We start from the raw sequence: 26413 nt of genomic DNA on the forward strand, positions 1-26413 counted from the left end.
CTCAGTTGACACGGTCGAGCACCGCCCGGATGTCCTGGAAAGCCGTGTAGTTGGCGATCACCTCGAGGCGGCCCGGCGGCACCGACGCCAGCGCCTCGTCAAAACTGTTTACGTGCCGGAACGGCACCTGGTTCACCTGGAGCCGGACCGCCAGGTCGAACGCCCGGTCGCCGGTGATCAGCACCGGACGGTCGCGCAGCGGGGCGAAGTCGACGTCCCACAGCCAGGAGGTGTCCAGGCCGTCGGGGTCCCGGGCGTTGATCGAGAGCAGGGTGGGGGCCTGGTCGGCCATGTCGAAGGCCTCCAGCCAGCTCGCCGGGTTCTTGGCGAGCAGCAGCCGGATGTTGCGGCCGTCCCGGTCCACCTGGGCGTAGCGGCCGGCGATCGACGACACCCGGGAGAGCCGGGGCAGCGCCTCGATCGGGCGGACCCCGAACTCGCCGGCGACGGCCAGCGCGGTCGCCGCGTTACCGAGGTTGACCTTGCCGGGCAGCTGCAGCTTGACCAGGTGCCAGTCGCCGCGGGGGTCGATGACGCCGTCCTCCTCGACCACCCACTGCGGGCGGGGGCGGCGCAGCGGGCAGCCGGAGCACCACCAGTCGCCGTTGGCGCGCTCGATCGGGTGGCCGCTCTCCGGGCAGACGAACGAGTCGTCGTGCCAGCGCTGGCCGGCGCTGAACCAGGTGACCTGGGTGCTGGCGGCCGCCGACCAGACGACGAGCGGGTCGTCGGCGTTGGCCACCACCCGGATGTCGGGGTGGCTCGCCAGCGTGGTCTTCCACAGCTGCGCCATCATCGCCACCTCCTTCGCCCGGTCGAGCTGGTCACGGGAGAGGTTGAGCAGCGCCACCACCTTGGGGCGGGTGGCCTCGATCACCTGCGGCAGGTAGTGCTCGTCCACCTCCAGCACCGCGAACGGGGTGTGCCCCTCCTTGGCCAGCGCCGAGGTGTGCCCGGAGGGCATGTTGGCGCCGAAGGAGTTGGTGGCCACCCGGCCGAGCACGCCGACCGCGGCCGCGGTGAGCCGGGTGGTGGTGGTTTTGCCGTTGGTGCCGGACACCAGGGCGACGGCACGCCCTGAGGCGAGGTGGGTCAGCAGGTCCGGATCGATCTTGAGGCCGATCCAGCCGCCGATCACCGACCCGTCGCCGCGTCCCGCGGCCCTGGAGAGAGCGGCCGCCGTCTTCGACGCGGTGGTCGCGACTATGGCCCGCAGGGGCATCTTCCCGTCCGTCACGCAGCGAGGGTACCGGAACCAAGGGTGACGTCGAGTTGCCGGAAGGCCCGGAACCCCTTTCGCCCGTACGGCTTATTGCGTTTGCGCCGCTGACCGGCGTGGTGGTGTCACGAACGGGTTACCACCTGAGTTTTTATGTGTTCTGGTTCACCGGCTTTCCTCGACGCAGCGTGGTTGATCGAACACTCTGCGCGATGACATTTGTCTCGCGGAGGTAACAAACTGGACAGGGCCTGATGTGCCAATCACTTTGTGTAACCGAATCGCACCTGACGATCATGGGTTCGTTCGGGTACCAAGGATCAGCCGGCAGCATCCGCTCGCCGGCCGCACCGGACGGTTCACGCCGAGCCCTGCCCCGATCCCGAGGGTGCGACGCCGCAACACCAGATCGACCAGACGAGGCAATCGGGGGCAGGGACGGGGGAACCAGAAACCCGGTCCGTACCGAGCCGCGCGACACCGGCGGCGCCATCGGTGGGGGCCTTGGGGTGAAGCCGCGAAAGCGGCCGGGCAACCTTCCCGCCCGAACCCGACAGCTAACCTCGCAGGCGTGCCGGAGGGATCTCCTTACCGTGCACCAACACAGTTCGAGCCGTAACCGCCGCATGTCCGGCGCCGGTACCGTCGCACTGTCCCTGGGCCTCTGCCTCTGTGCAGGTCAGCTCGTGGCCACGTCACCCGCTTCGGCGGCCACCGCCACGACGCCGGTCGCCGCCACCACGGTGACCACGACCACCACCGCCGCGGCGGTGAAGGTGAAGCCCAGGCTGAGCAACAAGCTCAGCACCCGGAAGCTCCCCTGGGGCTCCAGTCTCAAGGTCACCGCCAAGGTCATCAACCCGAACACCGGGAAGGTCGCCAAGGGCACCGTCCGCTTGCAGGGACTTCGCAACGGCAAGTGGGTGACCTGGGACACCGAGACCGTCCGCAACGCCAACGGGACGGTCACTCTCAAGGCCGCGCCGAAGACGTCCGCGTACGTCCGGACGCTCTTCACCGGGACCGGCTACAGCCAGGCGGCCACCAAGGGCGTCAAGGTCACGGTCAAGGCCAGTGGCGCCAAGATCCTCGCCGAGGCGAAGAAGCACAAGGGCGCGCTGTACAAGTTCGCGGCCGCCGGACCCAAGCGGTTCGACTGCTCCGGCTACACGCTGTACGTCTACAAGAAGGCCGCCGGCAAGAAGCTGCCGCACAAGGCCAACTCGCAGCAGCACTACGGCAAGTCGGTCAGCAAGTCCAACAAGAAGGTCGGCGACCTGATCGTCTTCCGGTCGGGCTCGTACGGCTACCACGCCGGCATCTACGCCGGCGGCGGCTACATGTACGACTCGCCGCACACCGGCGCCCGCGTCGGCAAGCACAAGATCTACGGCAGTAACTACGTCGTGCGCCGGCTGGTCGCCTGACCGTGCCCCGGCACGGGGAACGGTCAGTGGACTCGGCGCTCGGTCGCCCGCGGTGCTGCGGGTGTCCGGAAAGCCCTCGGCGCCGAGGGTGCTAGGTCGTTCGGCGGTGCCGAGGGTGCTCCGCTGCCCGACAGCACCTAGTAAGTAAGGAAACACCGCCAGTGGGGCGCGACCCGATTCCGGGCCGCGCCCCACTGGCGTTCCCGTCTCTCCCGCCGGGCCGCGATGCGCGCCGGTGCCGCGCCGAGACGGGACATCGCGCGGGCTGCGCCGCCCGGCCGTCCCCGGCGCTGCGGTCAGGTGCTCGCCAAGGGCAGTCGGCTGGTCCTGGTGGCCGTTATCCGGGTCGGGAAAGGGCAGTGAGGACCAGCCGGGGTGGGGCTGCCGCTGCGGGGCAGGTGGGTCTCCACATTCCTCCCCGATAGGGGGTTCGGGGCCTCCACTTCGCTCCACGGGTGGGGGTGAGGGGTGAGTTCGGGTGGACTTATCGACCTTCGTGGGCTGGATGTCGGAAACCGGACCTCGTGGATCATGCTCCGGCCCTCCACTCCGGCCCACCGCCTGTGAACTGGGATTACGTCCGCGAAAACGGTTTGCGGGAGGTCGCTTTCGGGTTGCAGGTGGAGGGAAGTGGAGTAGAGTGGGGCGCAGTGGCAGGACCGAGGGACTCAACCGGAGCCTGCCGGCCCGAGTTGACAGACGGTCCACTCCCTCCGCGAAGGAGCGGCCGTCCCGGCAAAGGGGTGGGGGCCGATGTTTCTCGGCACGCACACTCCTCGCCTCGACGAGAAGGGCCGGCTGATCCTCCCGGCGAAGTTCCGCGACGAGCTGGCGGGAGGTGTCGTGATCACGAAGGGGCAGGAACGCTGTCTTTACGTGTTCCCGATGCCGGAGTTCCAGCGCATCGCGGGTCAGCTGCGCGAGGCGCCGGTGACCAACAAGGCCGCCCGGGCGTACGGCCGGGTGTTCTTCGCCAGCGCGCACGACGAGGTCCCCGACAAGCAGGGCCGGGTCACCATCCCCGCACATCTGCGGGAGTACGCGAGTCTCGGCCGGGATCTCGTGGTGATCGGGGCCAGCACCCGGGTCGAGATCTGGGACAAGCAGGCGTGGGACGACTACCTCTCGGCGAGCGAGCAAGAGTTCGCCGACATCGAGGAGGGGGTGCTGCCCGGCGGACTGTAGGCGTGGCACTCGGTGGGCCGCTGGGAGTGCGGCCCGGACGCCACTGCTGCCGTACTGCGAGATCTCCAGCCGCTCCCGCTCCTGGCGCCTCTTCCCCGGCGCCAGGCGCGTGTCCGGGGCCGGGTAAAACCGGCACGGGACTGAGCGGATGGGGATCTGGCGGTACGGATGGGCGACCGGGCCGGTACGGAAACGGCCGGCAGGCAACACGGGTAACAACCGGGTGAGACGTGAACGGGTGGGTTTTATGGGGGTCGTCATGGGGGAGCCGCGCGGTGCGCACGTTCCGGTACTGCTGGAACGCTGCCTCGAGCTGCTCGATCCGGCTCTCGCCCGGCCCGGCGCCGTGCACGTCGACTTCACGCTGGGCCTGGGTGGCCACGCCGAGGCGGTGCTGGAGCGGTACCCCGAGGCCGTCCTGATCGGACTGGACCGGGACACCGAGGCGCTGGCCCACTCGCGGCACCGGCTGGCCCGGTTCGCCGAGCGGATCCACCTGGTGCACGCGGTCTACCACGAGCTGCCCCGGGTGCTGACCGAGCTGAAGATCCCGGCGATCGACAGCGGGTTGTTCGACCTCGGTGTCTCCTCGCTGCAGCTGGACGAGGCGGACCGCGGTTTCGCGTACGCGCAGGACGCCCCGCTGGACATGCGGATGGACCAGTCGCAGGGGATCACCGCGGAAGAGGTCGTCAACTCGTACGAGCCGGGCGAGCTGGTGCGGATCCTCCGGCAGTACGGCGAGGAGAAGTTCGCGACCCGGGTGGTCTCGTCGATCGTCAAGGAGCGGGCCAAGGCGCGGATCGTCTCGACGTCCAAGCTGGCCGACCTGATCAAGGAAGCGATCCCGGCCGCCGCGCGCCGAACGGGTGGAAATCCCGCGAAAAGGTCCTTCCAAGCACTACGCATTGAGGTCAACGGCGAGCTGGCGGTGCTCGACTCCGCTGTCCCGGCGGCTTTGGACGCGTTGTCGCCCGGCGGGCGACTTGTGGTGATGAGTTATCAATCTCTGGAGGACAGGATCGTCAAGCGCGCCCTCACCGCGAGGTCGCGCAGCACCGGGCCGATCGACCTGCCGGTCGAGCTTCCCGGTACCGGTCCGACGCTGCGGCTGCTGACCCGGGGGTCGGAGTTGCCCAGCGAGGCGGAGGTGGCGGAGAACCCGCGCGCGGCTTCGGTGAAATTGCGCGCGGTGGAACGGATTAGCGAGCAGGGGGTTACGGGCAAGCAGGCGCCGCGGTCCGCACGCGAACGGACACGGTGACTGCTTTCACCCGAGAGGGACAAGGGCGACACCGGGATACAACGCACGGGGGACAAGGGCGGATACGCCCGGGGGCGAACCAGGAGGGGGAGGGGGAAGCATGAGCGAGCGAAGCAACGCGCCGCGGTCGGGGGGCCGTCCGGGGGAACGTGGGCGTGGGGCGAGCCGCGATGCCGAGGTCGCGGGGGGTGGCGCCCGGGGGGTGCGCCAGTCCGGCGGGCGATCCGACACGCGCCGATCCGGGATGCGCGGCGACGAGGGTCGCGAGCAGCCCGAGACGGTGATCGAGGTCGACGGCACCGCCGCCAAGCAGCTGAAGACGGACGGGATCTCGCTGCCGTTCCTGCCGCGCCTGCGGGTGGCGCCGCCGCTGCCGATCCGGGCGCCGCGGCCGACGTTCGCGGCCGGCGTGATCGCGCTGGTGCTGGTCGGCGTGGTGGGCATCCTGCTGATCAACACGAAGACCATGGAGCAGTCGTTCCGGCTCGACGCGCTGCGCGAGAACCAGACCAGTCTGGACGAGCAGCAGCAGGAGCTGGAGCAGCAGCTGATCCAGGTGTCCGGCCCGGGCAACCTGGAGGCCGCCGCGCGCCAGCTGGGCCTGGTGCCGGCCGGCGCCCCGGCCAAGATCCGGCTGCCGGACGGCAAGTACATCGGTACGCCCCGGCCGGGCCAGGGGCAGACCGCGCCGACCGCGCAGGACTCGCTGACCACCGGTGGCGCCACGACCGGGGCCGGCGCTGATCCGGCCGCCGCCGACCAGAACGCTGTGGGAACGGGGCAGTAGGCCGTGTCACCGCGAGCCGATGACGAGACACCGCGCCGGGGCACTCCGCCCCGGCGCGGTGCGTCCCGTGCCGTCCCCGCCGAGGGGACCGAGGACGCCGAGCGCACCGAGCGGCGCGGCTTCTCCAGCATCGGCGAGGCGCGGGCGTACACGCCGCGCGGGCGCACGGTGGCCGAGCGCGGCCGGTCGCCGCGGACCGGGCGCAACACCGGTGATCCGTTCCGGCCCGCGCTGCAGGTGGTCGAGGACGGCGAGAGCGCTCCGCGGGCGCGTCAGCGCGGCGGGCGCACGACCGAGCCGCCGGCCACGAGCCGGGAGTCCGGGGAGGCCGGCGCGACGAGCCGGGAGCCCCGCGAGCCCCGTGAGGCGGCCGGTAAGAGCCGGGAGGGTGCGGGCCGGGGCCGGGCGCCGCGGGAGGCCGCCGGCCGGACCAGGGAACCCCGCGAGGCCGCGGGGCGGGAGCGCGATCTGCGCGACCGGCGGTCCGTGGAGCGTGACGACGAGCGCGTACGCCGTACGCCGGAGCCGTCCCGGACGTCCTCACGTCGTACCGGAAAGGAAGAACCCGGACCACGGCGGCGGGTGACCGGGGGGCAGGGTCGTGGCCCGGTCCGGGAATCGGCCCGCAGGCCGCGGCCGGTGCCCGCCGAGCCGCCCAAGCTCGCGAACAGCAGCCGCCGTCTGCGCCTCGGCACGGTCCTGGCGCTGTCGCTGTTCACGATGATCGGGATCCGGCTGGTGGTGCTGCAGGTGGGCACGTCGCCGGCCGAGGTGGAGAGCCTGGTCAAGCTGCGCGAGAAGCGGCTCAGCACGGTGGAGCTGCCGGCCGCGCGCGGCGCGATCCTGGACCGCAGCGGCGCGATCCTGGCGAACAGCGTCGAGGCGCGGTACATCTACGCCGACCCGGAGAACGAGAAGCTGCGCGAGGACGTCGCCGGGACGGCCGCCAAGCTGTCCCCGCTGGTCGGCGTGCCGGCCTCCGAGCTCGCCGAGAACATGCAGCGCAAGCAGTCGTTCGGCACCTGGCTGCGGTTCCGCTACCTGGCCCGCGGGGTGGACATCTCGGTCGCCAACAAGATCAAGGCGATGGAGCTGCCCGGCATCTACACCCACAGCGACGAGCGGCGCGACGTGCCCGGCCGGGACCTGGCCGCGAACCTGATCGGCTTCACCAGCTCGGACGGGCACGGCCTGGAGGGTCTCGAGGCGCGCTACGACGACCTGCTGCACGGCACCGACGGCAAGCGGGTCTTCGAGACCGGCAAGGGCAACTCGCTGAACATCCCGATCACCGGCGGGTACGAGCTGAACACCCCGGCCAAGCCGGGCAGCTCGCTGAAGCTCACCATCGACCGCTGGGTGCAGTACCAGGCGCAGCAGATCCTGGACGCCGAGGCGAAGCGCAACAACGCCACGGTGGCCGGTGCGGTGATCCTGGACGTGAAGACCGGCGAGGTGCTGGCGCAGGCGAGCTATCCGTACTACAACGCCGCCCAGCCGCTGAAGGCCGACGCCTCCGACCGGATCGACGTGCCGACCAGTGTGGTCACCGACCCGGGCTCCAGCCACAAGGCGTTTGTGCTCGGCGCGGCCCTGCAGGAGGGCCTGATCACGCCGGAGTCGACGCAGACGGTCGCCCCGTCGATCGTCCGCGGCGGCGTGCCCTTCAACGACGGTCACCCGCAGAAGAAGGGCACCAAGCTGACCATGGCCGGGGTGCTGGCCTACTCGTCGAACGTGGGCACGATCCTGATCGGCGAGAAGCTCGGCAAGGAGAAGCTCTACGAGTACCAGCAGAAGTTCGGGCTGGGCCACGCGACCGGTGAGGGCATGCCGGCCGAGGCCGAGGGCATGCTGCTGGCGCCGAAGGACTGGAGCGGCTCGGCGTACGGGTCGGTGCCGATCGGGCACAGCGTCTCGGCGACCCTGGTCCAGATGGCCGCTGGGTACGGCGCGATCGCCAACGACGGCGTCTACATCCAGCCGCACCTGATCAAGTCGACGGTCTCCGGGATCGACGACAAGGAGACCCCGGTCGCCCCGTCGGAGACCCACCGGGTGCTGGACGCCAAGGTCGCCTCGGAGCTGCGCACCATGATGGAGGCGGTGGTCGAGGACAACGAGGGCACCGGCACCAAGGCGCAGGTGCAGGGTTACCGGGTGGCGGGCAAGACCGGCACCGGCAAGATGGTCGTCGACGGGCAGTACACCAGTCACAACGCCAGCTCGTTCGTCGGCATGGCGCCGGCCGAGAACCCGCGGTACGTCATCGCGATCTCGATGGATGTCGCGAAGGGCACCGGCGGCGAGGTCGCCGCCCCGGCCTTCGCCCAGATGATGTCCTACACGCTCTCCCATTACTTTGTGCCACCGTCGACGACGAAACCGCCGACCTTCAAGATCCATGGATGAATTCAGGTCGCATGGCGTTGACAGGAACACCTGACCAACCGGGTAGGGTCTGACGCCGTGTCCGGCATTCCACGACCTGAGTCCGTCGCGTCGTTTTCGTTGAGGCAGCTCGCCGAGTTGCTTCCGGCTGCGCTGCACGGCGATGACATCGACGTCACGGGGGTCACTCACAGTAGCGGCGCGGTGCGCCCCGGAGATCTCTACGCGGCGCTGCCCGGCGCGAACCGGCACGGCGCCGAGTTCGCCGTCGCGGCGGCACAGGCCGGAGCGGTGGCGGTGCTGACCGACCCGGCCGGTCGGGAGGCCGCGCTCGCCGCCGGGTTGCCGGTGCTCGTCGCCGACGATCCGCGAGCGGTGCTCGGCGCGGCCGCCTCGGCGATCTACGGCGAGCCGTCCCGGCGCCTCACCATGATCGGGATAACCGGCACGGCCGGGAAGACCTCGACGTCCTACCTGGTCGAGGCGGGTCTGCGGGCCGCCGGCCGGGTCACCGGGCTGGTCGGCACGGTGGAGACCCGGCTCGGCGACTTCGTGGTGAAGAGCGTCCGGACCACGCCCGAGGCCACCGATCTGCAGGCGATCCTGGCCGCCGGCCTGGAGCGCGGGGTGACCGCGGTGGTCATGGAGGTCTCCAGCCACGCGCTGGTGATGGGCCGGGCCGACGGGATCCGGTTCGCGGCCGGCGGGTACACCAACTTCGGCCAGGACCACCTGGACTTCCACCCGACGTCGGAGGAGTACTTCGCGGCGAAGGCGCGGCTCTTCGACGGCCGCTCGCTCGTCGAGGTCCTGAACTTCGACGACCCGGCACTGCGCCCGCTCTTCCGTCCGGAAACGATCAGCTATTCCGCGGCCGGGGACACCGCCGCCACCTGGTGGGCCTCGGACCTGCGCCCCTCCGACTTCGGGCAACGGTTCGTCGCGCACGGGCCTGATGGTGTCGCCGTCGAGACCGGGGTGGCCCTGCCCGGCCTGCACAACGTGGCGAACGCCCTGCTGGCGATCGCGCTGCTGGTCGGGGTGGGTATCGACCCCGCGGTGGCCGGGACCGGGGTGCGCGAGTGCCGCGGCGTGCCGGGCCGGCTCGAACTGGTGCCGGCCGAGAGCCCGGTGCTCGGCGTGGTCGACTACGCGCACAAGCCGAACGCGATCGTGGCGGCGCTGGCCGCGCTGCGCGAACTGGCCACCGCCCGGGGCGGACGGCTGATCTGCGTGCTCGGCGCCGGCGGCGACCGGGACAAGGGCAAACGGCCGCTGATGGGCGAGGCCGCGGCCCAGGGCGCCGACTTGGTGATCATCACGGACGACAACCCCAGGACCGAAGACCCCGATTTCGTACGGGCGGCAGTGCGCCAGGGCGCCGAACACGCGCACACGGCGGCCAAGGTGATCGAGGTGGCCGGCCGGCGCGCCGCGATCGACGAGGCGGTCCGCCTGGCCGGCCCGGGTGACGTGATCGCCGTGCTCGGCAAGGGCAACGAGCAGGGTCAGGAGGTGAACGGCCAGGTGTTGCCGTTCGACGACCGGGTGGAACTGGCCGCCGCTCTGAAGGGACCCGCATGATCAACCTTTCGCTCGGCGAGATCGCCGCGATCACCGGTGGCCGCCTGGTCAACAGCGACGGCTCGGAGACGGTCAGCGGGGGCGTCGAGTACGACTCCCGCAAGGTCGGACCCGGTGGCCTGTTCGTGGCGTTCGCCGGTGAGAAGCAGGACGGCCACGACTTCGGCCCGGCCGTGGTCGGCGCCGGAGCGGCCGGCGTGCTCGGCACCCGCGACGCGGGCGTGCCCGGGATCGTGGTCGCCGACCAGCTGGACGCGCTGGCGAAACTGGCACACGAGGTGCTCGGGCGGCTGCCGGAGCTGACCGTGGTCGGGCTGACCGGCTCCTCGGGCAAGACGACGACGAAGGACTACATCGGGCAGCTGCTGTCCCGGCTGGGCCCGACCGTGGCGCTGCCCGGGTCGCTCAACAACGAGCTGGGCTTCCCGTACACGGTGCTGCAGGCCGGCGAGAAGACCCGGTTCCTGGTGCTGGAGATGGGCGCCCGGGGGGTCGGGCACCTGCGGTACCTGACCGGGATCGCCCGGCCGTCGATCGGGGTGGTGCTGAACATCGGTGCGGCACACATCGGCGAGTTCGGGTCGGTGGAGGGCACCGCGCTGGCCAAGGGCGAGCTGGTCGAGGCGCTGCCGGAGTCCGGTGTCGCGGTGCTCAACGCGGACGACCCGCTGGTGGCCGGGATGGCGCCGCGGACCGGCGCGCGGGTGCTGCTGGTCGGTGAGGCCGAGGGGGCCGAGCTGCGGGCGAGCGAGGTCGTGGTGGATGCCGCCGGGCGCGCGTCGTACGTACTGAAAAACGGGTCTTCGGTGGGGACCGTCCACCTGAACGTCGCCGGGCGGCATCAGGTCGCCAACAGCCTGGCGGCGGCCGCGGTCGCGCTGACCGCCGGACTGCCCTTCGACGAGCTGGTCACCGCGCTCGGCGAGGTCGGGATCGTCTCCGGCCGGCGGATGGACGTGTTCGCGCGCCCGGACGGCGTGACCGTCATCGACGACTCCTACAACGCCAACCCGTCGTCGACCGCCGCGGCGCTGCACGCGCTGGCCGCGATGGGCGCCGGCAAACGCACCACGGCCGTGCTCGGCTACATGGCCGAGCTGGGCGACCACGAAGTGTCCGGTCACGCCGAGGTGGGCCGCCTGGCCGCCGAGCTCGGTGTGGACCGGCTGATCGCGGTGGCGGACGACGCCCGCCCGATCCTGGACGGCGCCGCGGAGGTGGGCGCGTGGCGGGGCACCGCCCGGCTCGCCGCCGACCAGGCCGCCGCGATCGCGATTCTGCACGATGACCTGCGCGCCGACGACGTCGTGCTGGTCAAGGGTTCCCGGTACCGCACATGGGACGTCGCCGACTGGCTGCGGCGTTCCGAGGAGGTTCAGCCCACGTGAGGGCAGTCATCGTCGCGGCCGCGGTCGCCTTTCTCATCTCGCTCTTCGGCACCCCGATCGCGATCCGGGTCTTCTCGGCGCTCAAGGCCGGACAGCCGATCCGGACCCTCGGCCCCGCTTCCCACATGGGCAAGAAGGGCACCCCGACCATGGGCGGGGTGGCCTTCATCATCGCCACGGTCTTCGCCTACGTGGCCGGGCACCTCGCCCTGACCACGCTTCCGGAGCGGCAGATCGCCCAGGAACGGCCGACCATGACCGCCCTGGTCCTGCTCGGGCTGTTCGTGTTCTGCGGCGCGGTCGGCTTCATGGACGACTTCCTGAAGATCCGCAAGCGCAACTCGGACGGCCTCTCCGCCAAGGGCAAGCTGCTCGGCCAGCTGCTGGTCGGCACCGGCTTCGGCATCGCCGCGCTCTACTTCCCGAGCACCAACGGCGAGACCGTGGTCAGCGAGCACATCTCGTTCATCCGGGACGTGAGCTGGCTGGACGTCGGCAAGGTCGGCTCGGTGATGGTCTTCGTCTTCGTGATCATGGCGATGTCGAACGGCGTGAACCTGACCGACGGCCTGGACGGCCTGGCCACCGGCGCCTCGATCCTGGTCCTCGGCGCGTACTCGCTGATCGGCTTCTGGCAGTACCGGCACTGGTGCGGTGACGACAACTACCGGCTCACCAACCAGCTCACCCAGGAGCACTGTTACCAGGTCCGGGACCCCCTGGAGATCGCGCTGATCGCGGCGGCGGCCGCCGCGGCCTGCGTCGGTTTCCTCTGGTGGAACACCAACCCGGCCCGGATCTTCATGGGCGACACCGGCGCGCTCGGCCTGGGCGGCCTGATCGGCGGCCTCGCCGTGGCCACCCGGACCACGCTGCTCTCGGTGATCATCGGCGGCCTGTTCGTGATCGTCACGATGTCCGTGGTGATCCAGATCATCTCGTTCAAGACCACCGGCAAGCGGGTGTTCCGGATGTCGCCGCTGCAGCACCACTTCGAGCTGGCCGGCTGGAGCGAGGTCAACATCGTGGTGCGGTTCTGGATCATCGCGGGCATCTGCGCCGCGATCGGCCTGGGCCTGTTCTACAGCGACCACCTGGCGGTCATGGGTTAGGGCCTGTCCCGATCATGGGCTAACTCTCATGCGACACGCCATCGACGTGTGCGTCGATGGCGTGTCGTCCGGACGATGATGAGGGCATGGCGGACGACCGTACCGAGAAGGACCGCCCGTCACTGAGCCGGCAGTTCCTGCCCGCCGTGCACGGGTTGCTGGCCCGTCCGCTCTCGTCGTACTACCTGCTGATCGCGAGCGCCGGCCTGCTGCTGCTGATCGGGTTGACCATGGTCTTCTCGGCGACCAGCGTGAAGGCGTACGCGGCGAACGGCAACGCGTTCTCGGCGATCTCCAGCCAGGCGGTGTACGCCCTGCTCGGCCTGGTCGCCTTCTGGATCTGCCAGCGGCTGCCCGCCATCACCCTGCGCTCGGTGGGCAAGTACGTGCTCGGCGGCGCGGGCCTCCTGCTCGCCTTCCAGAACCTGATCGTGGTGATCGAGGACGTCGGCCCACAGGAGAGCGCCAAGGTCGGCCCGTTCCTGGTCAGCCTGCTCTCGATCTCGTTCGGCGGGGTCAGCATCCAGCCCTCCGAGGTGGCCAAGCTCGGCCTGGTGCTGTGGGGCGCCGACGTGATCGCCCGCAAGGGACCGGCCCTGGGGCACTGGCGCGAGCTGGCCATGCCGCTCTTCCCGGTGATCGGCCTGCTCTTCGTCCTGGTCGGCTACAACGACGTGGGCACCATGCTGGTGCTGCTGGCGCTGACCGTCGGCCTGCTCTGGGCGGCCGGGGTGCGCCTGCGGGTGTTCGGCGCGCTGGGCGTGCTCGGGCTGACCGGCATCGGCCTGCTGATCGCCGCCGCGTCCCGGGGGGCCGGCTCCGGCACGGACGGCGCCGAGAACTACCGCGTGCAGCGCCTCACCGCGTTCCTCACGCCGTTGGAGAAGTGTGACCCGGGCGGGGTCTGCTACCAGCTCATCCAGGGCCGCTCGGCGATCTTCGAGGGCGGCTGGTTCGGGGTCGGGCTGGGCAAGGGCGCGCTGAAGTGGGGCTGGGTGCCCGAGGCGGAGAACGACTTCATCTACGCGATCGTGGCCGAGGAGCTCGGCGTGGTCGGCTGCACGGTGGTGCTGGCGCTGTTCTCGGTGCTGGCGTACACCGGGTTCCGGATCGCCCGCCGGTCCACCGACCCGTTCCGCCGCCTCGCGGCCGCCGCGATCACCACCTGGCTGGTCGCCCAGGCCGTGATCAACATGGGCGGGGTGGTCGGTCTGCTGCCCATCACCGGACTTCCGCTACCGTTCATTTCCGCAGGTGGCAGTGCCCTCGTGGTGGCGATGGCGGCGATCGGCATGCTCGCCTCGTTCGCCCGCGCGGAGCCGGACGCGGCGCGTGCCCTGAACGCTCGTCCGACGCCTCGATGGGTGCGACTAGTCTGGGCCCCGCTGCCGCCGCTTCCCCCGCCGCGGCGGCCGGTCCAGCCGCGTCCGCCGTCCCCGAAGAAGCCGGGTTCCCGGTCATCCGTGGGTGGGACGAAGGACCGTCTCTAGCCCGCTCTAGGGTGGCGGGCGAAACGGTAGGAACGGAGAGGAGACGGTGATGGTTCCGCTGCGGTCGGTCGTGCTCGCCGGAGGAGGCACCGGTGGTCACATCTATCCGCTGCTGGCCTTCGCCGACGCTCTGCGACGCCATTTCCCGCAGATCCGGATCACGACGCTGGGCAGCCCCAAGGGGATGGAGAACCAGCTCATCCCGGCGGCCGGCTACGACCTGCGGGTGATCCCGGCCTACCAGCTGCCCCGGTCGCTGAACCTGGACCTGCTGCGTACCCCGGACCGGATGTACAAGTCTGCGGCCGCCGCCGGTGAGATCATCGACGAGGTGCAGGCCGAGGTGGTCGTCGGGTTCGGCGGTTACGTCTCGACCCCGGCCTACCTGGCCGCCTGGCGCCGGGAGCTGCCGATCGTGATCCACGAGGTGAACGTGCCGCCGGGGGTCGCCAACCGGATGGGCATGAAGTTCACCAAACGGATCGCCGTCGGTTTCCCGCACCAGCTGGAGCAGGCCGAGTCGCTGCGCAACGCGCGCCTGGTCGGTGTGCCGCTGCGGACCGGGATCACCCAGATGGACCGCCCGGCGCTGCGCCCGCAGGCGCTCTACCACTTCGGGCTGCGCCCGGACCTGCCGGTGCTGTTCGTCTCCGGCGGCTCGTCCGGCGCGCGGACGATCAACCTGGCGGTGGCCGCGGCGGCCAAGCGGCTGGCCCACGCCGGCATCCAGGTGCTGCACGTGCAGGGCGGGCGCAACGACCCGTTCGAGGTGCCGGGCGACCTGCCGGTGCCGTATGTCGTCGTGCCCTACCTGTCGGACATGCAGCTCGGATACGCTGCCGCCGACCTGATGCTCTGCCGGGGCGGGGCGATCACGGTGGCCGAGACCACCGCGCTCGGCATGCCGGCGGTCTACGTGCCGTACCCGTTCAGCAACCAGGAGCAGCGCCGCAACGCGCTGCCGGTGGTGGAGAACGGCGGCGGCATGCTTGTCGACAACAGTGAGCTGACCCCGGACTGGATCGAGCGGAACATCATCCCGCTGGCCCGGGACCGGCAGCGGCTGGCCGCCATGGGCCACGCCGCGGCGCAGTACGGCCGTCGTGACGGTGACGAGCAGCTCTTGCGGTTCGTCATGGAAGCGGCCGGCCGATGAACGCCGTCAACACAGTGACCGAGGGAGTTAAGTGGTGAACACGGCGGAGTTGACGCCAGCCGGTGAGATGACCGCCGAGGACCTCGGCAGCGTGCATCTGATCGGGATCGGTGGGGTCGGCATGGCCGGCCTGGCCCGGCTCCTGCTGACCCGGGGCGTACCGGTCTCCGGCAGCGAGCTGCGCGAGTGGCCGGCCCTGGCGGCGCTGCGCGCGCTCGGCGGGACGGTGCACATGGCGCACGTGCCGTCGAACCTCGACGGCGTGGACACGGTCGTCTACTCCACCGCGATCCCGGCCGATCACGTGGAGATGGTCGAGGCGCGCCGGCGGGGCCTGCGGGTCCTGCACCGCTCCGAGGCGCTCGCTGCGGCGATGACCGGCCGGCAGACCATCGCGGTGGCCGGCACCCACGGCAAGACCACCACCACGTCGATCATGACGGTGATCCTGCAGCACGCCGGGCAGGACCCGTCCTTCGTGATCGGCGGGGAGATGTCCGCGGCCGGCTCCAACGGCCACCACGGCACCGGCCCGCACTTCGTGGCCGAGGCGGACGAGCACGACCGGTCGTTCCTGATCTACCGGCCGCACGTCGCGATCATCACGAACATCGAGGGCGACCACCTCAACAACTGGGGTGACCTGGAGACGCTCAAGGCGGGCTTCCTCCAGTTCGGCGGGCTGGCCGACGGGTTCGTGGTGACCTGCGCGGACGGCCCCGGCACCGACGAGCTGATCGCCGGGCTGCGGGCCGCGGGCAAGACGGTTTACACGTACGGCGAGGCCGAGGGCGCCGACCTGCGGATCAGCGACGTGGTGTCGACGGTCAGCGGGGTGCGGTACTCCGCGGAGCTGCACGGCGAGTCGCTGGGTGACCTGAAGCTCGCGATGCCCGGCCGGCTGATGGGCCTGAACAGCGCCGCGACCGTGCTCACCGCGCTCAAGCTGGGCGTGCCGCTGGACAAGATCCGCGAGGCGCTGGAGTCGTTCCCCGGTGTGCGCCGTCGCTTCGAGCGCAAGGGCATCGCGGCCGGCGTCCGGGTCTACGACGAGTACGCGTACCACCCGACCTCGGTGATGGCCGCGCTGCGCACGCTGCGCGAGGTGGCCGGGGACGGCCGCCTGCTGGTGGTCTTCCAGCCGTACCGGGTCTACCGGACCCGGGACCTGCAGGCCGAACTGGCCGAGGGGCTGGCCGTCGCGGACCAGGTGATCGTGATGGAGGTGTTCGGCCCGGGGGAGACCCGCGGACCGGGCGAGGGCGGTCTCGCCCTGACCGCCGCGATCGATCTGCCCGCCGACCGCAAGGTCTTCGTGCCGGACTGGGCCGACGTGCCGGCCGAGGTGGTCAGCCGCAGCCGCCCCGGCGACGTGGTGGTGACGATGGGCGCGCCGCCGATCTCGCTGATGGGCGACGAGCTGCTGGCCGCGCTCACCGACGCGGACCTCCGGCCGGATCTCGCGGGCTGATCCGTGGCGGGCTCGGGCACACGCAACTGGCGGCTGGTGCGGGCGGACACCGACGCGGTGCCGCCGTCCGCGCGCCGGTTCATGGCCCGGGCCCGGCAGCGCAAGCTGCAGGCCGCGTTGCCCTGGCTGGCCGGGGCCGGCGTGCTGCTGGTGGCCACCGGCCTGGTCTGGCTGTTCTACGGCACCTCGGTGTTCGGCGTGAAGACCGTCGACGTGGCCGGCGCCCAGGTGCTCGACCAGGAGCAGGTGCGTGCCGCGGCCGCGGTGCCGGCCGACCGTCCGCTGGCCCGGGTCGACCTGGACGACGTCGAGGCCCGGGTGCGCGGCCTGGCGCCGGTGGACCGGGTGACGGTCACCCGGAGCTGGCCGTCCACCCTGCGGATCGAGGTGGTCGAGCGGGTCGCGGTGGCCGCCGTGCCGGTCCGTGACCAGTTCACCCTGATCGACGACGACGGTGTGCCGTTCCGGGCGGTCGCCACGGCGCCGGCCGGTCTGCCGCTGGCCCGCCTGGCGACGCCCGGCCCGGGTGACCCGAGCACCGGCTCGGCGCTGACCGTGCTGGACGCGCTCACCGACGATCTGCGCGAGCAGCTGGTGGCCATCTCGGTGGCCTCGCCGGTGCAGATCCGGCTGGAGTTGCGCAAGGGTCGCGTGGTGATCTGGGGCGACGACACCGCGAGCGAGCAGAAGAGCAAGGTGACCTTGGCGCTGCTGAAGCGTAAGGGCAACGAGATCGACGTCAGCGCGCAACCGATCGTGACCATTCGGTGACGATTTGGCTAAACCGACAAAAACGTACGAACGGAATATTACCGTCGAGGTTACGGGTGACTCGCATACTCACCTCGTAAGCGGACGCGACACGCCGTCCCGGTTCTTTGGCTGGGGCGCGATGTCCGCATACGTTGCGTCGAGAGGTTTGAGTAGTTGACATAACTCTAAACCTCTAGTAGAGGGTGAGGGTTTCCTCGCCCTCCCTTGCACGGCAGTGGATGTCGAAGTGCGGTTCCGCCTTGGAACCGCAGGGGCCCTCGACATTCGCCAACCCCGGAAGGGAAGGCTGAGCCCGATGACACCTCCGCACAACTACCTTGCGGTCATCAAGGTCGTAGGCATCGGCGGCGGCGGCGTGAACGCCGTGAACCGCATGATCGAGGTTGGGCTCAAAGGCGTCGAGTTCATCGCGATCAACACCGATGCCCAGGCCCTGCTGATGAGCGACGCCGACGTCAAGCTCGACGTCGGCCGGGAACTGACCCGTGGACTGGGCGCCGGCGCCCAGCCCGAGGTCGGTAAGAACGCCGCCGAGGACCACCGCGACGAGATCGAGGAGGTCCTCAAGGGGGCCGACATGGTCTTCGTGACGTGTGGCGAGGGCGGCGGCACCGGCACCGGCGGCGCGCCGGTGGTGGCCAACATCGCCCGTAAGCTCGGCGCGCTGACCATCGGCGTGGTGACCCGCCCGTTCTCGTTCGAGGGCAAGCGGCGTCAGGTCCAGGCCGAGACCGGCATCGACGAGCTGCGCAACCAGTGCGACACCCTGATCGTGATCCCGAACGACCGGCTGCTCGCACTCGGCGACCGCGGGATCAGCATGATGGACGCGTTCCGTCAGGCCGACCAGGTGCTGCTCTCCGGTGTTCAGGGCATCACCGACCTGATCACCACCCCGGGTCTGATCAACCTGGACTTCGCCGACGTCAAGAGCGTGATGAGCAACGCGGGCAGCGCGCTCATGGGCATCGGCAGCGCGCGCGGCGACAACCGCGCGGTCGAGGCGGCCGAGCGGGCCATCTCCAGCCCGCTGCTGGAGCAGAGCATGGACGGTGCGCGCGGCGTGCTGCTCTCCATCGCCGGTGGCTCCGACCTGGGCCTGTTCGAGATCAACGACGCGGCGCAGCTGGTCACCGACGCGGCACACCCGGACGCGAACATCATCTTCGGCGCGGTCATCGACGACGCGCTCGGCGATGAGGTGCGGGTGACCGTGATCGCGGCCGGGTTCGACGGGGGTTCGCCCTCGTACAAGCCGGCCGAGCCGATGCGCAGCAAGGTGCACCCTCCGGTGCAGTCGCACCAGAGCGGCAACTCGCCGTCGCCGATCTCGTCGACGTCGCTGACCCCGCACCAGTCCACGCCGGCACCGGCCACGCCGACGCCGCGCAAGCACGTCCTCTTCGACGACGTGGACGTGCCGGACTTCCTGAAGAACGGTTCCTGACCGCGTTCCTGGCTCATGACTGATCAGACGAGTGACGACGGGCGGCGGGCCGAGCTCGCCGCCAACCTCCGGCAGGTACGCGACAGGATCGAGCGTGCCTGCGTGGCGGCCGGGCGGCCGCCGGAGGCGGTCACCCTGACCGCGGTGACCAAGACGTACCCGGCGAGCGACGTGCTGCTGCTCGCCGGGCTCGGCGTCCTCGACGTCGCCGAGAACAAGGACCAGGAGGCGGCCGCCAAAGCCGCCGAGGCGCGCGCCGCGGGCGTCCGCCTGCGCTGGCACTTCGTCGGCCAGCTGCAACGCAACAAGGCGAAGTCGGTTGCCGCGTACGCCGACGTGATCGAGTCCGTGGACTCGCTGCGCCTGACCACCGCGCTGGACCGGGCCGTGGCCGCGGTCCGCGACGAACCCCTCGAGGTGCTGGTCCAGGTGAGCCTGGACGGCGACCCGGACCGCGGCGGTGCGGCCGGCGACGACCTCTGGCGGGTGACCGACGCGGTGGCCTCATCGGACGGTCTGCGGCTGGGCGGGCTGATGGCCGTCGCTCCACTGGGGTGGGAGTCCGGGCGGGCTTTCGAGCGACTGGCCGAACTGGCCGGTCGTCTGACCACGGCGCATCCGGGCGCCACCACGGTCTCCGCGGGGATGAGCGGCGACCTGGAAGCGGCCGTTCTGCACGGGGCGACACACGTACGGATCGGTACATCTTTACTCGGGATGCGAAACTCGCTGCGGTAGCCTTGCGGCGGGCAGCAAACTACATAGGTGTTGTTTTGCGCGACGCGCCACCGCCGGCGGCCGTTGCGTCTGACGACGCAGCGTCGCAGCAGGTCACAGGTCCGAATCGGACCAGGTGTCCGGCTCGCCAGGGGGGACGCGGCACGCCAGGGGGGCGCGGGCCGCAACAGCGGACGGAGGTGGGGGCATGAGTACTTTCCGTAAGGCGGCCGTCTGGCTGGGGCTGGCCGAGGAAGAGGACGAGCGCGACTACGAGGAGCGGGGTTACCAGGAGCGCTCCTACCGGTCGACCCGGGATCGGGACCGGGACCGCTACTCCTCCGGTGACCGGTACTCCGACGGCGGCTTCGAGGACGAAGAGGTCGAGGAGGAGCGGGCGGTGCCGCGGTCGCGTCCCGACCGGGAACGGCCCGAGCGGTCCGAGCGCGCTGAGCGGTCCGACCGCTCCGAGCGGTCCGAGCGCAGCAGCCGGCTCAGCGACCGGGTCTCCTCGGTGCGCGCCGAGATGGACCGGGACGACGACGACCGGATCGAGCGGGCCAGTGTCCGTTCCATCACCCGGCCCTCGGTGGCGCCCGAGCAGTCCTCGGCGCTGACGTACTCCACCCGGGAGAATCTGGCACTGGCGCCGCAGCCGGTTCCGCAGGTGCACAAGCGCCCGATCGAGGAGGAGCAGCGGTACCAGATCACCACGCTGCACCCGACCACGTACCGGGAAGCACGGACGATCGGCGAGCACTTCCGCGACGGCGTCCCGGTGATCATCAACCTCACCGAGATGGACGAGTCGGACGCTCGCAGGCTCGTCGACTTCGCGGCGGGTCTGGCGTTCGGTCTGCGGGGTACGATCGAGCGCGTGACCAACCGGGTTTTCCTGCTCTCTCCGGCGAACGTCCAGGTCACCGCAGAAGACAAGGCCAAGATCGCTGAGGGCGGGTTCTTCGCCCAGAGTTGACCCGAACGAGGGATCCGCCGGACGTGCTGTCGATCGTGTTTCAGATTATCTATCTGTTGGTGTACCTCTTCTTCCTGGTGCTGCTGAGCAGGTTCGTCATGGGAGCCGTGCTCCAGTACGGACGTCGCTGGCAGCCGGGCCGGGGCGCATCCGCCGCACTCGAATTGGTGTGGAGCGTCACGGATCCACCTCTCAAGGCGTTGAGGCGTGTGATCCCACCGCTGCGCATTGGTAACGTGAGTTTGGACCTGGCTTCCATCGTGCTGCTGGTTATCCTGTTCGTGCTCATGGAGTTAGTGCTAGTTCGCCTCATCTCGACCTACAGATAGACAGCAGCCCCAACCGCGGCCGCGACTGACCCGAGGAGTTTCGATGCCGCTGACCCCGGCCGACGTGCATAACGTCGCCTTCAAGAAGCCCCCGATCGGCAAGCGGGGGTACGACGAGGAGGAGGTCGACGCCTTCCTGGACGAGGTCGAGCGCGAACTCGCCCGTCTGATCGAGGAGAACAACGAGCTGCGCGCCCAGGTGGAACGCGGCGGTCGGGGTGGCGCACCAGCCGGCCCGAGTGCCGACCCCCGCCTCGCGGCCGAGCTCAACGACCTGAAGGCCCAGCTCGACCGTGTGCAGCGGGACAAGTCCTCGGCCGAGCAGGCAGCCCGGCAGATGCAGGCTGAGCTGGAGCAGGTGCGCGCACAGGGCCCCGGCCCCGGTGGTGCCGGAGCGGCCGGCGCCGACGGTGAGCAGCAGGCTCTCCGGGTGCTGATGATGGCCCAGCGCACGGCCGACGACCACGTGTCGGACGCCCGCCGCGAGGCCGACAAGCTCCTCTCCGACGCCCGTTCCAAGGCGGAGGAGGTCACCCGCGAGGCCCGCGCCAAGGCGGACGCCCTCGAGCGCGACGCGCGTCAGCGGCACCAGGAGGCCATGGGCGGCCTGGACGCCAAGCGGACCGCGCTGCAGAAGCACATCGAGGAGCTCAAGCAGTTCGAGCGGGAGTACCGGACCCGCCTGAAGGCTTACCTCGAGAGCCAGCTGCGTGACCTCGATGGCCGTGGCCAGGGCCTGGAGGCCGAGATGGCGCGCGCTGACGCGAACCGTTCGGTCGGTGGCTCCGGCGGTCTCGCCGCGGCCGGCCTGGCCGGTTCGTACGGCGGCCGGTCGAACGCCATCGAATCGGGCCGCTGACCAAAAGCCCCAGCACCCCGACGAGGATGAGCCATGATTCCTGCTAGTTTCCCGCTCATCCTTGTCGCGGTGGTGTGTCTCGCGATCGGCCTGGTCCGCGGGTCGAGCAGCCTTCTCATAGCCTCGATCGTGGCCAGTCTGCTGGCCGCGGTCGCCCTGGTCATCGGCGCGCGTCAGAACGCTGCGGCTCGCCGCCCGGGTGCGCCGGACGACTCCGTGCCGCCGGGGTCGGCCCCGCGCCGCACCACCGGGGCGCCGTCCGACGCCCACGATTCTGCCCCGGCGGGCGCCGCGTTCGCAGCCGATTCCGGCTACCCCGGCGACTCTCCGCACACCGCCGGCGTGTCCTATGCCTCCGACTCTCCCGAGCCCGCTGAGTCCTTCGCGGCGACCGGGGGAACCGACCCGAACGGCTATCCCGCAGCCACCGCTGAACCGGTATACGCAGATCAGCCGCCAGCGGATCAAGGTGACACCGCTGATCTTCCCCGGGCTGCCGATTCGGGTGCTGGTGCGCCTGCTGCGGGAACACACCTGACGGACGAATCGGCGGCCGGTGCGGACTACCAGGCCGCCTCGTCGACCATCGGCGCGGCCCGCGGCCGCGACGGGGACGATCAGTCCTGGCGCCGCCCGTCCGCCGCGGGCGGATATCCGGATCACGGCGACGGGTCCGGGTATGCCGGTCCGGGGTCGCCGGGGCTGCACTCCTCGGATCTGGACTCCTCGGTGCTGGATGCGCCGGGGCCGGCTTCGTCCGGCTCGGGTCCGGGCTTCTCGGGTCCGGGTTTCTCCGGGATGGATTCTTCGGGGCTGGACTCCTCGGGGTTGGGCGACGAGTTCGGTGAGCCGGACGCGGACGATCCCGACGACGAGCCGCTGCCGCAGTCGGTCCGGCCGACGGACGCCGTGCAGGTGGCCCGGCTGGACACCGAGGTGCTGGTGGTGGACGGACGGCCGCGCTACCACATGGCGGACTGCCCGCACCTGGTCGGCCGCCTGACCGAGCCGTTGCCCGCCGACGAGGCCGTGGAGCTGGGGTTCAGCCCGTGCGGGCTGTGCCGCCCGGTCGACCGGCTGCTCGCGGCGAACGCGCGCCGCTGACGGCGGCCGTGGCGAAGCGGGACGTGCCGTCCGGGGTGTCGGTGCCGGTGCGGGTCCGGCCGGGGGCCGGTCGCACCCGGGTCGGCGGGCGTTACGCCGGGCCGCACGGGCCGGCGCTGATCGTCGCGGTGGGCGCGCCCGCGGTGGACGGCCGGGCGACCGAGGCGGTTCGCCGGGCGCTGGCGGAGGCGCTCGGGGTGCGTGCCGCGGCCGTGGCGCTGCGGATCGGCGCGACCAGCCGGGACAAGGTCTTCACCGTCGACGCCCCGGCCGGCGATCTGGAATCCCGCCTGGCCGGCTTGCTCGGCGACTGACCGTCGCTGTTCCCGGCCGCCTGACACGCGGTGAGGGTGGGGTGACTCGAGGTGTATCGTCGAGTATCCGAAATGGGGCTCGGCGCGGTCGCCGGGGCATCTCATGCTCCGTGTCGTTGCCGGCCTCCGGTGTGCGCGGCGCTTTCCAGCCGCGCCATTTCTACAGGTGGGGCCGGATTCGCGGCGACAGCCGGTCGGCCCGGGGTAACGGGGGGAAGACAGCGGGACCGGCGTGCCGGGGCGAGTGCGGCCGACCGGTTCCGAGGACCGCTGATCGCCGCGCCGGGTGCGCGGCCGAGGGAGCGATGATGGCCAAGGCAACCGAATCCCGTTCCGCGGCGAGTGGTGCGGCCGCTACCGAGCGGAGCCGGACCGCAGCGGAGACCGAGCAGATCCGGAACGCGCTGGTGGCGCGGCTCCACGAGCTGCAGGCCGAGTACGATCAGGCGCTCAGTGCGATCACCGAGCTCTCGCGCGTACGGCTCGCGGATTCGGCCGGGGATGACCAGGCCGACACCGGGACCAAGACGTTCGAGCGGGAGCAGGAGATCACGCTGGCCAACAACCTGCTCGAACGGATCACACAGGTGGAACGCGCCATCGAGCGGCTCGGCCAGGGCAACTACGGTTGGTGTGAGCGGTGCGGCACCCAGATCCCGGTGGAGCGGCTCGCCGCCTTCCCATCCGCGACGCTCTGTGTGTCCTGTAAGCAACTGGAGGAAAGACGCTGAACGCCGACAAGGCCGCCCGTTTCACCCCGCGCGCCGTGGTGGTGCTGGGCGCCACCGCGCTCATCGCGCTGGCGCTGGACCAGTGGGTGAAGCACCTCTCCACCGAGAACCTGGAAGAGCACCACCCGGTCCGGATCCTCGGTGGCCTGATCTATCTCTCGCTGCTGCGCAACGGCGGTGCGGCGTTCAGCTTCGGCACCGGGTTCACCTGGGTGTTCCCGCTGATCACGCTGGTCGTGGTCGGCTGGATCGTCTGGATGGCGACCAAGCTCCGGTCGGTGCCGTGGGCGCTCTCGCTCGGGCTGGTGCTCGGCGGCGCGCTGGGCAACCTGGGCGACCGGCTGTTCCGGGCACCCGGGCCGTTCCAGGGCCACGTGGTCGACATGATCAGCGTGTTCGCGCCGGAAGGGGGCAAGTTCGCGGTCTTCAACATCGCGGACGCCTGCCTGACCGTCGGCGTCTGCCTCGCGGTGCTCCTGGAACTGACCGGCCGGCAGCGCGACGGCAGCCGGCTGTCCGGCAAGGCCGGCAAGAACACCACGACCGAGGCCGGTACGGCCGAGGCGGGCAAGACCGATGCGACGACCGGAACTGAGGAGCGGGCATGAGCGGGACACGTTCTCTTCCGGTACCGGACGGACTCGACGGGATGCGGCTGGACCAGGCGGTCTCCCGGCTGTTCGGGCTGTCCCGGACCGCCGCGGCGACCCTGGTCGAGGCCGGTGACGCGCTCGTCGACGGCATTCCCCGGCCGAAGTCGGACAAGGTGGCCGCGGGCTCGTGGCTCGAGGTGACGCTGCCCGCGCCGATCACCGCGCCGGTCCTGGTGGCCCAGCCGGTGCACGGCATGACGGTGATCTTCAGCGATGACGACATCGTGGTGGTGGACAAGCCGGTCGGCGTGGCCGCCCACCCGAGCCCGGGCTGGACCGGCCCGACCGTGCTGAGCGGCCTGGCCGCGATGGGTCACAACGTGGCGACCAGCGGCGCGGCCGAACGCCAGGGCATCGTGCACCGCCTGGACGTCGGCACCACCGGTCTGATGGTGGTGGCCAAGTCCGAGATCGCGTACACCGCGCTGAAGCGGGCGTTCAAGGAGCGCGAGGTGGAGAAGCGCTACCACGCGGTGGTGCAGGGTCACCTCGACCCGCTGCGCGGCACGATCGACGCCCCGATCGACCGGCACCCGACCGCCGACTGGAAGTTCGCGGTGATGTCCGACGGCAAGCCGAGCGTCACGCACTACGACACGCTGGAGGCGTTCCGCTCCGCGAGTCTGGTCGACGTGCGGCTGGAGACCGGGCGCACCCACCAGATCCGGGTGCATTTCTCGGCGATGCGGCACCCGTGCGCCGGTGACATCACGTACGGTGCGGATCCCACCCTGGCGGCGCGGCTGAAGCTGAACCGGCAGTGGTTGCACGCCAAGGAACTGGCCTTCGCGCACCCGCGTACGTACGACGAGGTGCGGTTCGTCAGCGAGTACCCGGACGACCTGAAAATCGCGCTGGACGTCCTCCAGGACGTCGGCTGACCTGATGGAGTGACACCGTGGGCCCGCATCGACTGCGCGCGGTCCTCGTCAGGTTCGGGGGCGGCTCACTCCGGTTGCAGATCATGACCGGAGTGGCGCTGGCCGCTACCGCCGTGCTGGTGCTCGCCGTCGCCTGGGCCGGTCACTCCGGCGGCCCGGCCGGCGAGGACCCGGGCGACGTGGTGCGGGTCGGTGTGGTCGAGGGCCAGTCGGTCGCCGGGTACCTGGACTCCGCCCAGCGCGAGCTGAGCATGCTCGCCGACCCGTCCGGCCCGGCCGCCGGGGACACCTGGGCCCTGATCAGCCTGCGTGACTACGCGGCACCGGACCGGTTGCCGGCGCTGCTGGACGGCGCGCTGGTGGCCCAGGTGTACGCCCGGGTGCCGCTGCCGGACACCCGCACCCAGGTGTCGCTGATCCCGGTCTACCGGTGGCCCGGCGACGTGACCGCCGGGATGCTCGACGCGGCGCTGGTCCGTGATCAGGAGCAGGCCGACTATCTGCGGCTGGAACGGTCGCTGACCGGAGACGATCAGCGCCAGACCCGGCTGCGGGCGACGTACGCGAATGCCGCCCGGACCGCGGCTCAGGAGGCCGCCGCGTACCGATCAGGGTGTTCCTGTGTGTTCGCGGCCGTGGTCCGCGCCACCCCCGCGACCCTCGACGACATCGCGTCCCGCGCCGCGGTCCGGGCGGTCGACCCGGCGCCCGAGGTACGCACCCTGGACCGGACGGAATTCCGCCCGCCGTTGCCCGAGGAACGTGGCACCGTCTCCGCCGAGCCGTCGGCCGTGCCTGTGCCAACGGTGGCGCCGGAGGTTGCCTCGACGTCACCGGCACGGTTACCGTCGTCGATCGGGATCACTGTGACTTCGGCCTCACCGGATCGCCGGGTGGCCGGGTCGCCGGCTGTCGTCACGTCGTCACCGGAACCGCTTGCCGTACCCTCGGAGGCGGAAGTGAGTGCTGCTCACGACGGATCAAGCGCGTCTGCCGAAGCCTCCGGTACCGAACCGGAGCGCTAGTTTTTCCGTATTAAGAAACGTTCGGGCGGATGCACGTGCACGACCAGCGTGCCGCTATGTGATCAAGAACGACCGGGGGATGGGCGCTCGGTCGGTGGCCCGAATAGGGTTCTCATCCGTAGCCTGTCT

General features: G+C 70.8%; 23 protein-coding genes, 1 pseudogene and 1 riboswitch. Of the genes and pseudogenes, 23 read left to right on the forward strand and 1 reads right to left on the reverse strand.

Annotated elements, in window-relative coordinates; all coding sequences use genetic code 11:
- Position 1 precedes the first annotated feature (1 nt).
- Complete coding sequence (locus tag Apa02nite_RS05420; RefSeq protein ID WP_203824152.1) at positions 2-1222, reverse strand: Mur ligase family protein; 1221 nt, start codon at positions 1220-1222, stop codon at positions 2-4.
- 455 nt (positions 1223-1677) lie between these two features.
- A riboswitch (cyclic di-AMP (ydaO/yuaA leader) is annotated at positions 1678-1806 on the forward strand.
- Positions 1807-1905: 99 nt separating this feature from the next.
- On the opposite strand from Apa02nite_RS05420, the gene Apa02nite_RS05425 reads away from it, so the two are divergent.
- The 23 genes and pseudogenes from Apa02nite_RS05425 (at position 1906) to Apa02nite_RS05535 (ending at position 26284) form a co-directional block, all read left to right on the forward strand.
- Positions 1906-2646, forward strand: coding sequence for a C40 family peptidase (locus tag Apa02nite_RS05425; RefSeq protein ID WP_239164134.1), 741 nt, complete (start codon positions 1906-1908; stop codon positions 2644-2646).
- Positions 2647-3399: 753 nt separating this feature from the next.
- Positions 3400-3831, forward strand: a complete 432-nt coding sequence (gene mraZ, locus Apa02nite_RS05430) for a division/cell wall cluster transcriptional repressor MraZ (protein ID WP_106316969.1) — start codon at positions 3400-3402, stop codon at positions 3829-3831.
- A gap of 247 nt (positions 3832-4078) precedes the next feature.
- A pseudogene (rsmH, locus tag Apa02nite_RS05435) lies at positions 4079-5199 on the forward strand (16S rRNA (cytosine(1402)-N(4))-methyltransferase RsmH).
- A 140-nt stretch (positions 5200-5339) separates the two neighbouring features.
- Complete coding sequence (gene ftsL / locus Apa02nite_RS05440) at positions 5340-5882, forward strand: cell division protein FtsL (protein ID WP_067704479.1); 543 nt, start codon at positions 5340-5342, stop codon at positions 5880-5882.
- Positions 5883-6119: 237 nt separating this feature from the next.
- On the forward strand, positions 6120-8294 hold the full coding sequence (locus Apa02nite_RS05445) for a peptidoglycan D,D-transpeptidase FtsI family protein (protein WP_425548352.1): 2175 nt from the start codon (positions 6120-6122) through the stop codon (positions 8292-8294).
- 57 nt (positions 8295-8351) lie between these two features.
- Entirely contained in the window at positions 8352-9857 is a 1506-nt protein-coding gene (locus tag Apa02nite_RS05450; RefSeq protein ID WP_203824078.1) for a UDP-N-acetylmuramoyl-L-alanyl-D-glutamate--2,6-diaminopimelate ligase, read from the forward strand.
- Positions 9854-11245, forward strand: coding sequence for a UDP-N-acetylmuramoyl-tripeptide--D-alanyl-D-alanine ligase (locus tag Apa02nite_RS05455; RefSeq protein ID WP_203824079.1), 1392 nt, complete (start codon positions 9854-9856; stop codon positions 11243-11245). Before Apa02nite_RS05450 ends, Apa02nite_RS05455 begins: the two co-directional genes overlap by 4 nt.
- On the forward strand, positions 11242-12357 hold the full coding sequence (gene mraY, locus Apa02nite_RS05460) for a phospho-N-acetylmuramoyl-pentapeptide-transferase (protein WP_067704469.1): 1116 nt from the start codon (positions 11242-11244) through the stop codon (positions 12355-12357). The genes Apa02nite_RS05455 and mraY overlap by 4 nt, the downstream gene beginning before the upstream one ends.
- An 86-nt stretch (positions 12358-12443) precedes the next feature.
- Positions 12444-13847, forward strand: a complete 1404-nt coding sequence (locus Apa02nite_RS05465; protein WP_203824080.1) for an FtsW/RodA/SpoVE family cell cycle protein — start codon at positions 12444-12446, stop codon at positions 13845-13847.
- 49 nt (positions 13848-13896) lie between these two features.
- A complete protein-coding gene (gene murG / locus Apa02nite_RS05470) occupies positions 13897-15003 on the forward strand; it encodes an undecaprenyldiphospho-muramoylpentapeptide beta-N-acetylglucosaminyltransferase (RefSeq protein WP_203824081.1) in 1107 nt (368 codons plus the stop codon).
- A 34-nt stretch (positions 15004-15037) separates the two neighbouring features.
- Positions 15038-16474 carry a UDP-N-acetylmuramate--L-alanine ligase gene (murC, locus tag Apa02nite_RS05475; RefSeq protein ID WP_203824082.1) on the forward strand — a complete coding sequence of 479 codons (1437 nt, stop codon included), beginning with the start codon at positions 15038-15040 and terminating at the stop codon, positions 16472-16474.
- Positions 16475-16510: 36 nt separating this feature from the next.
- Entirely contained in the window at positions 16511-17245 is a 735-nt protein-coding gene (locus Apa02nite_RS05480) for a cell division protein FtsQ/DivIB (RefSeq protein WP_232344888.1), read from the forward strand.
- 298 nt (positions 17246-17543) lie between these two features.
- A complete protein-coding gene (ftsZ, locus tag Apa02nite_RS05485) occupies positions 17544-18695 on the forward strand; it encodes a cell division protein FtsZ (RefSeq protein WP_203824083.1) in 1152 nt (383 codons plus the stop codon).
- 15 nt (positions 18696-18710) lie between these two features.
- Positions 18711-19433 (forward strand): YggS family pyridoxal phosphate-dependent enzyme, encoded by a 723-nt coding sequence (locus Apa02nite_RS05490; protein WP_203824084.1) that lies wholly within the window; start codon positions 18711-18713, stop codon positions 19431-19433.
- Positions 19434-19620: 187 nt separating this feature from the next.
- Positions 19621-20388: a cell division protein SepF gene (locus Apa02nite_RS05495; RefSeq protein WP_067704450.1), complete on the forward strand. Its 768-nt coding sequence runs from the start codon at positions 19621-19623 to the stop codon at positions 20386-20388.
- 23 nt (positions 20389-20411) lie between these two features.
- Positions 20412-20717 carry a YggT family protein gene (locus Apa02nite_RS05500; protein WP_067704447.1) on the forward strand — a complete coding sequence of 102 codons (306 nt, stop codon included), beginning with the start codon at positions 20412-20414 and terminating at the stop codon, positions 20715-20717.
- 43 nt (positions 20718-20760) lie between these two features.
- Positions 20761-21576 carry a DivIVA domain-containing protein gene (locus Apa02nite_RS05505; RefSeq protein ID WP_067704444.1) on the forward strand — a complete coding sequence of 272 codons (816 nt, stop codon included), beginning with the start codon at positions 20761-20763 and terminating at the stop codon, positions 21574-21576.
- A gap of 33 nt (positions 21577-21609) precedes the next feature.
- Positions 21610-22680: a hypothetical protein gene (locus Apa02nite_RS05510; protein WP_203824156.1), complete on the forward strand. Its 1071-nt coding sequence runs from the start codon at positions 21610-21612 to the stop codon at positions 22678-22680.
- 8 nt (positions 22681-22688) lie between these two features.
- Positions 22689-22994 (forward strand): DUF167 domain-containing protein, encoded by a 306-nt coding sequence (locus tag Apa02nite_RS05515; protein ID WP_239164136.1) that lies wholly within the window; start codon positions 22689-22691, stop codon positions 22992-22994.
- A gap of 308 nt (positions 22995-23302) precedes the next feature.
- Positions 23303-23725: a TraR/DksA family transcriptional regulator gene (locus tag Apa02nite_RS05520; RefSeq protein ID WP_203824085.1), complete on the forward strand. Its 423-nt coding sequence runs from the start codon at positions 23303-23305 to the stop codon at positions 23723-23725.
- On the forward strand, positions 23722-24333 hold the full coding sequence (gene lspA / locus Apa02nite_RS05525) for a signal peptidase II (RefSeq protein ID WP_203824154.1): 612 nt from the start codon (positions 23722-23724) through the stop codon (positions 24331-24333). Before Apa02nite_RS05520 ends, lspA begins: the two co-directional genes overlap by 4 nt.
- Positions 24330-25259, forward strand: a complete 930-nt coding sequence (locus Apa02nite_RS05530; RefSeq protein WP_203824086.1) for an RluA family pseudouridine synthase — start codon at positions 24330-24332, stop codon at positions 25257-25259. Before lspA ends, Apa02nite_RS05530 begins: the two co-directional genes overlap by 4 nt.
- An 83-nt stretch (positions 25260-25342) precedes the next feature.
- A complete protein-coding gene (locus Apa02nite_RS05535) occupies positions 25343-26284 on the forward strand; it encodes a hypothetical protein (RefSeq protein WP_203824087.1) in 942 nt (313 codons plus the stop codon).
- Positions 26285-26413: the final 129 nt, after the last annotated feature.

The organism is Actinoplanes palleronii (assembly GCF_016862315.1).
Classification (GTDB): Bacteria; Actinomycetota; Actinomycetes; order Mycobacteriales; family Micromonosporaceae; genus Actinoplanes; species Actinoplanes palleronii.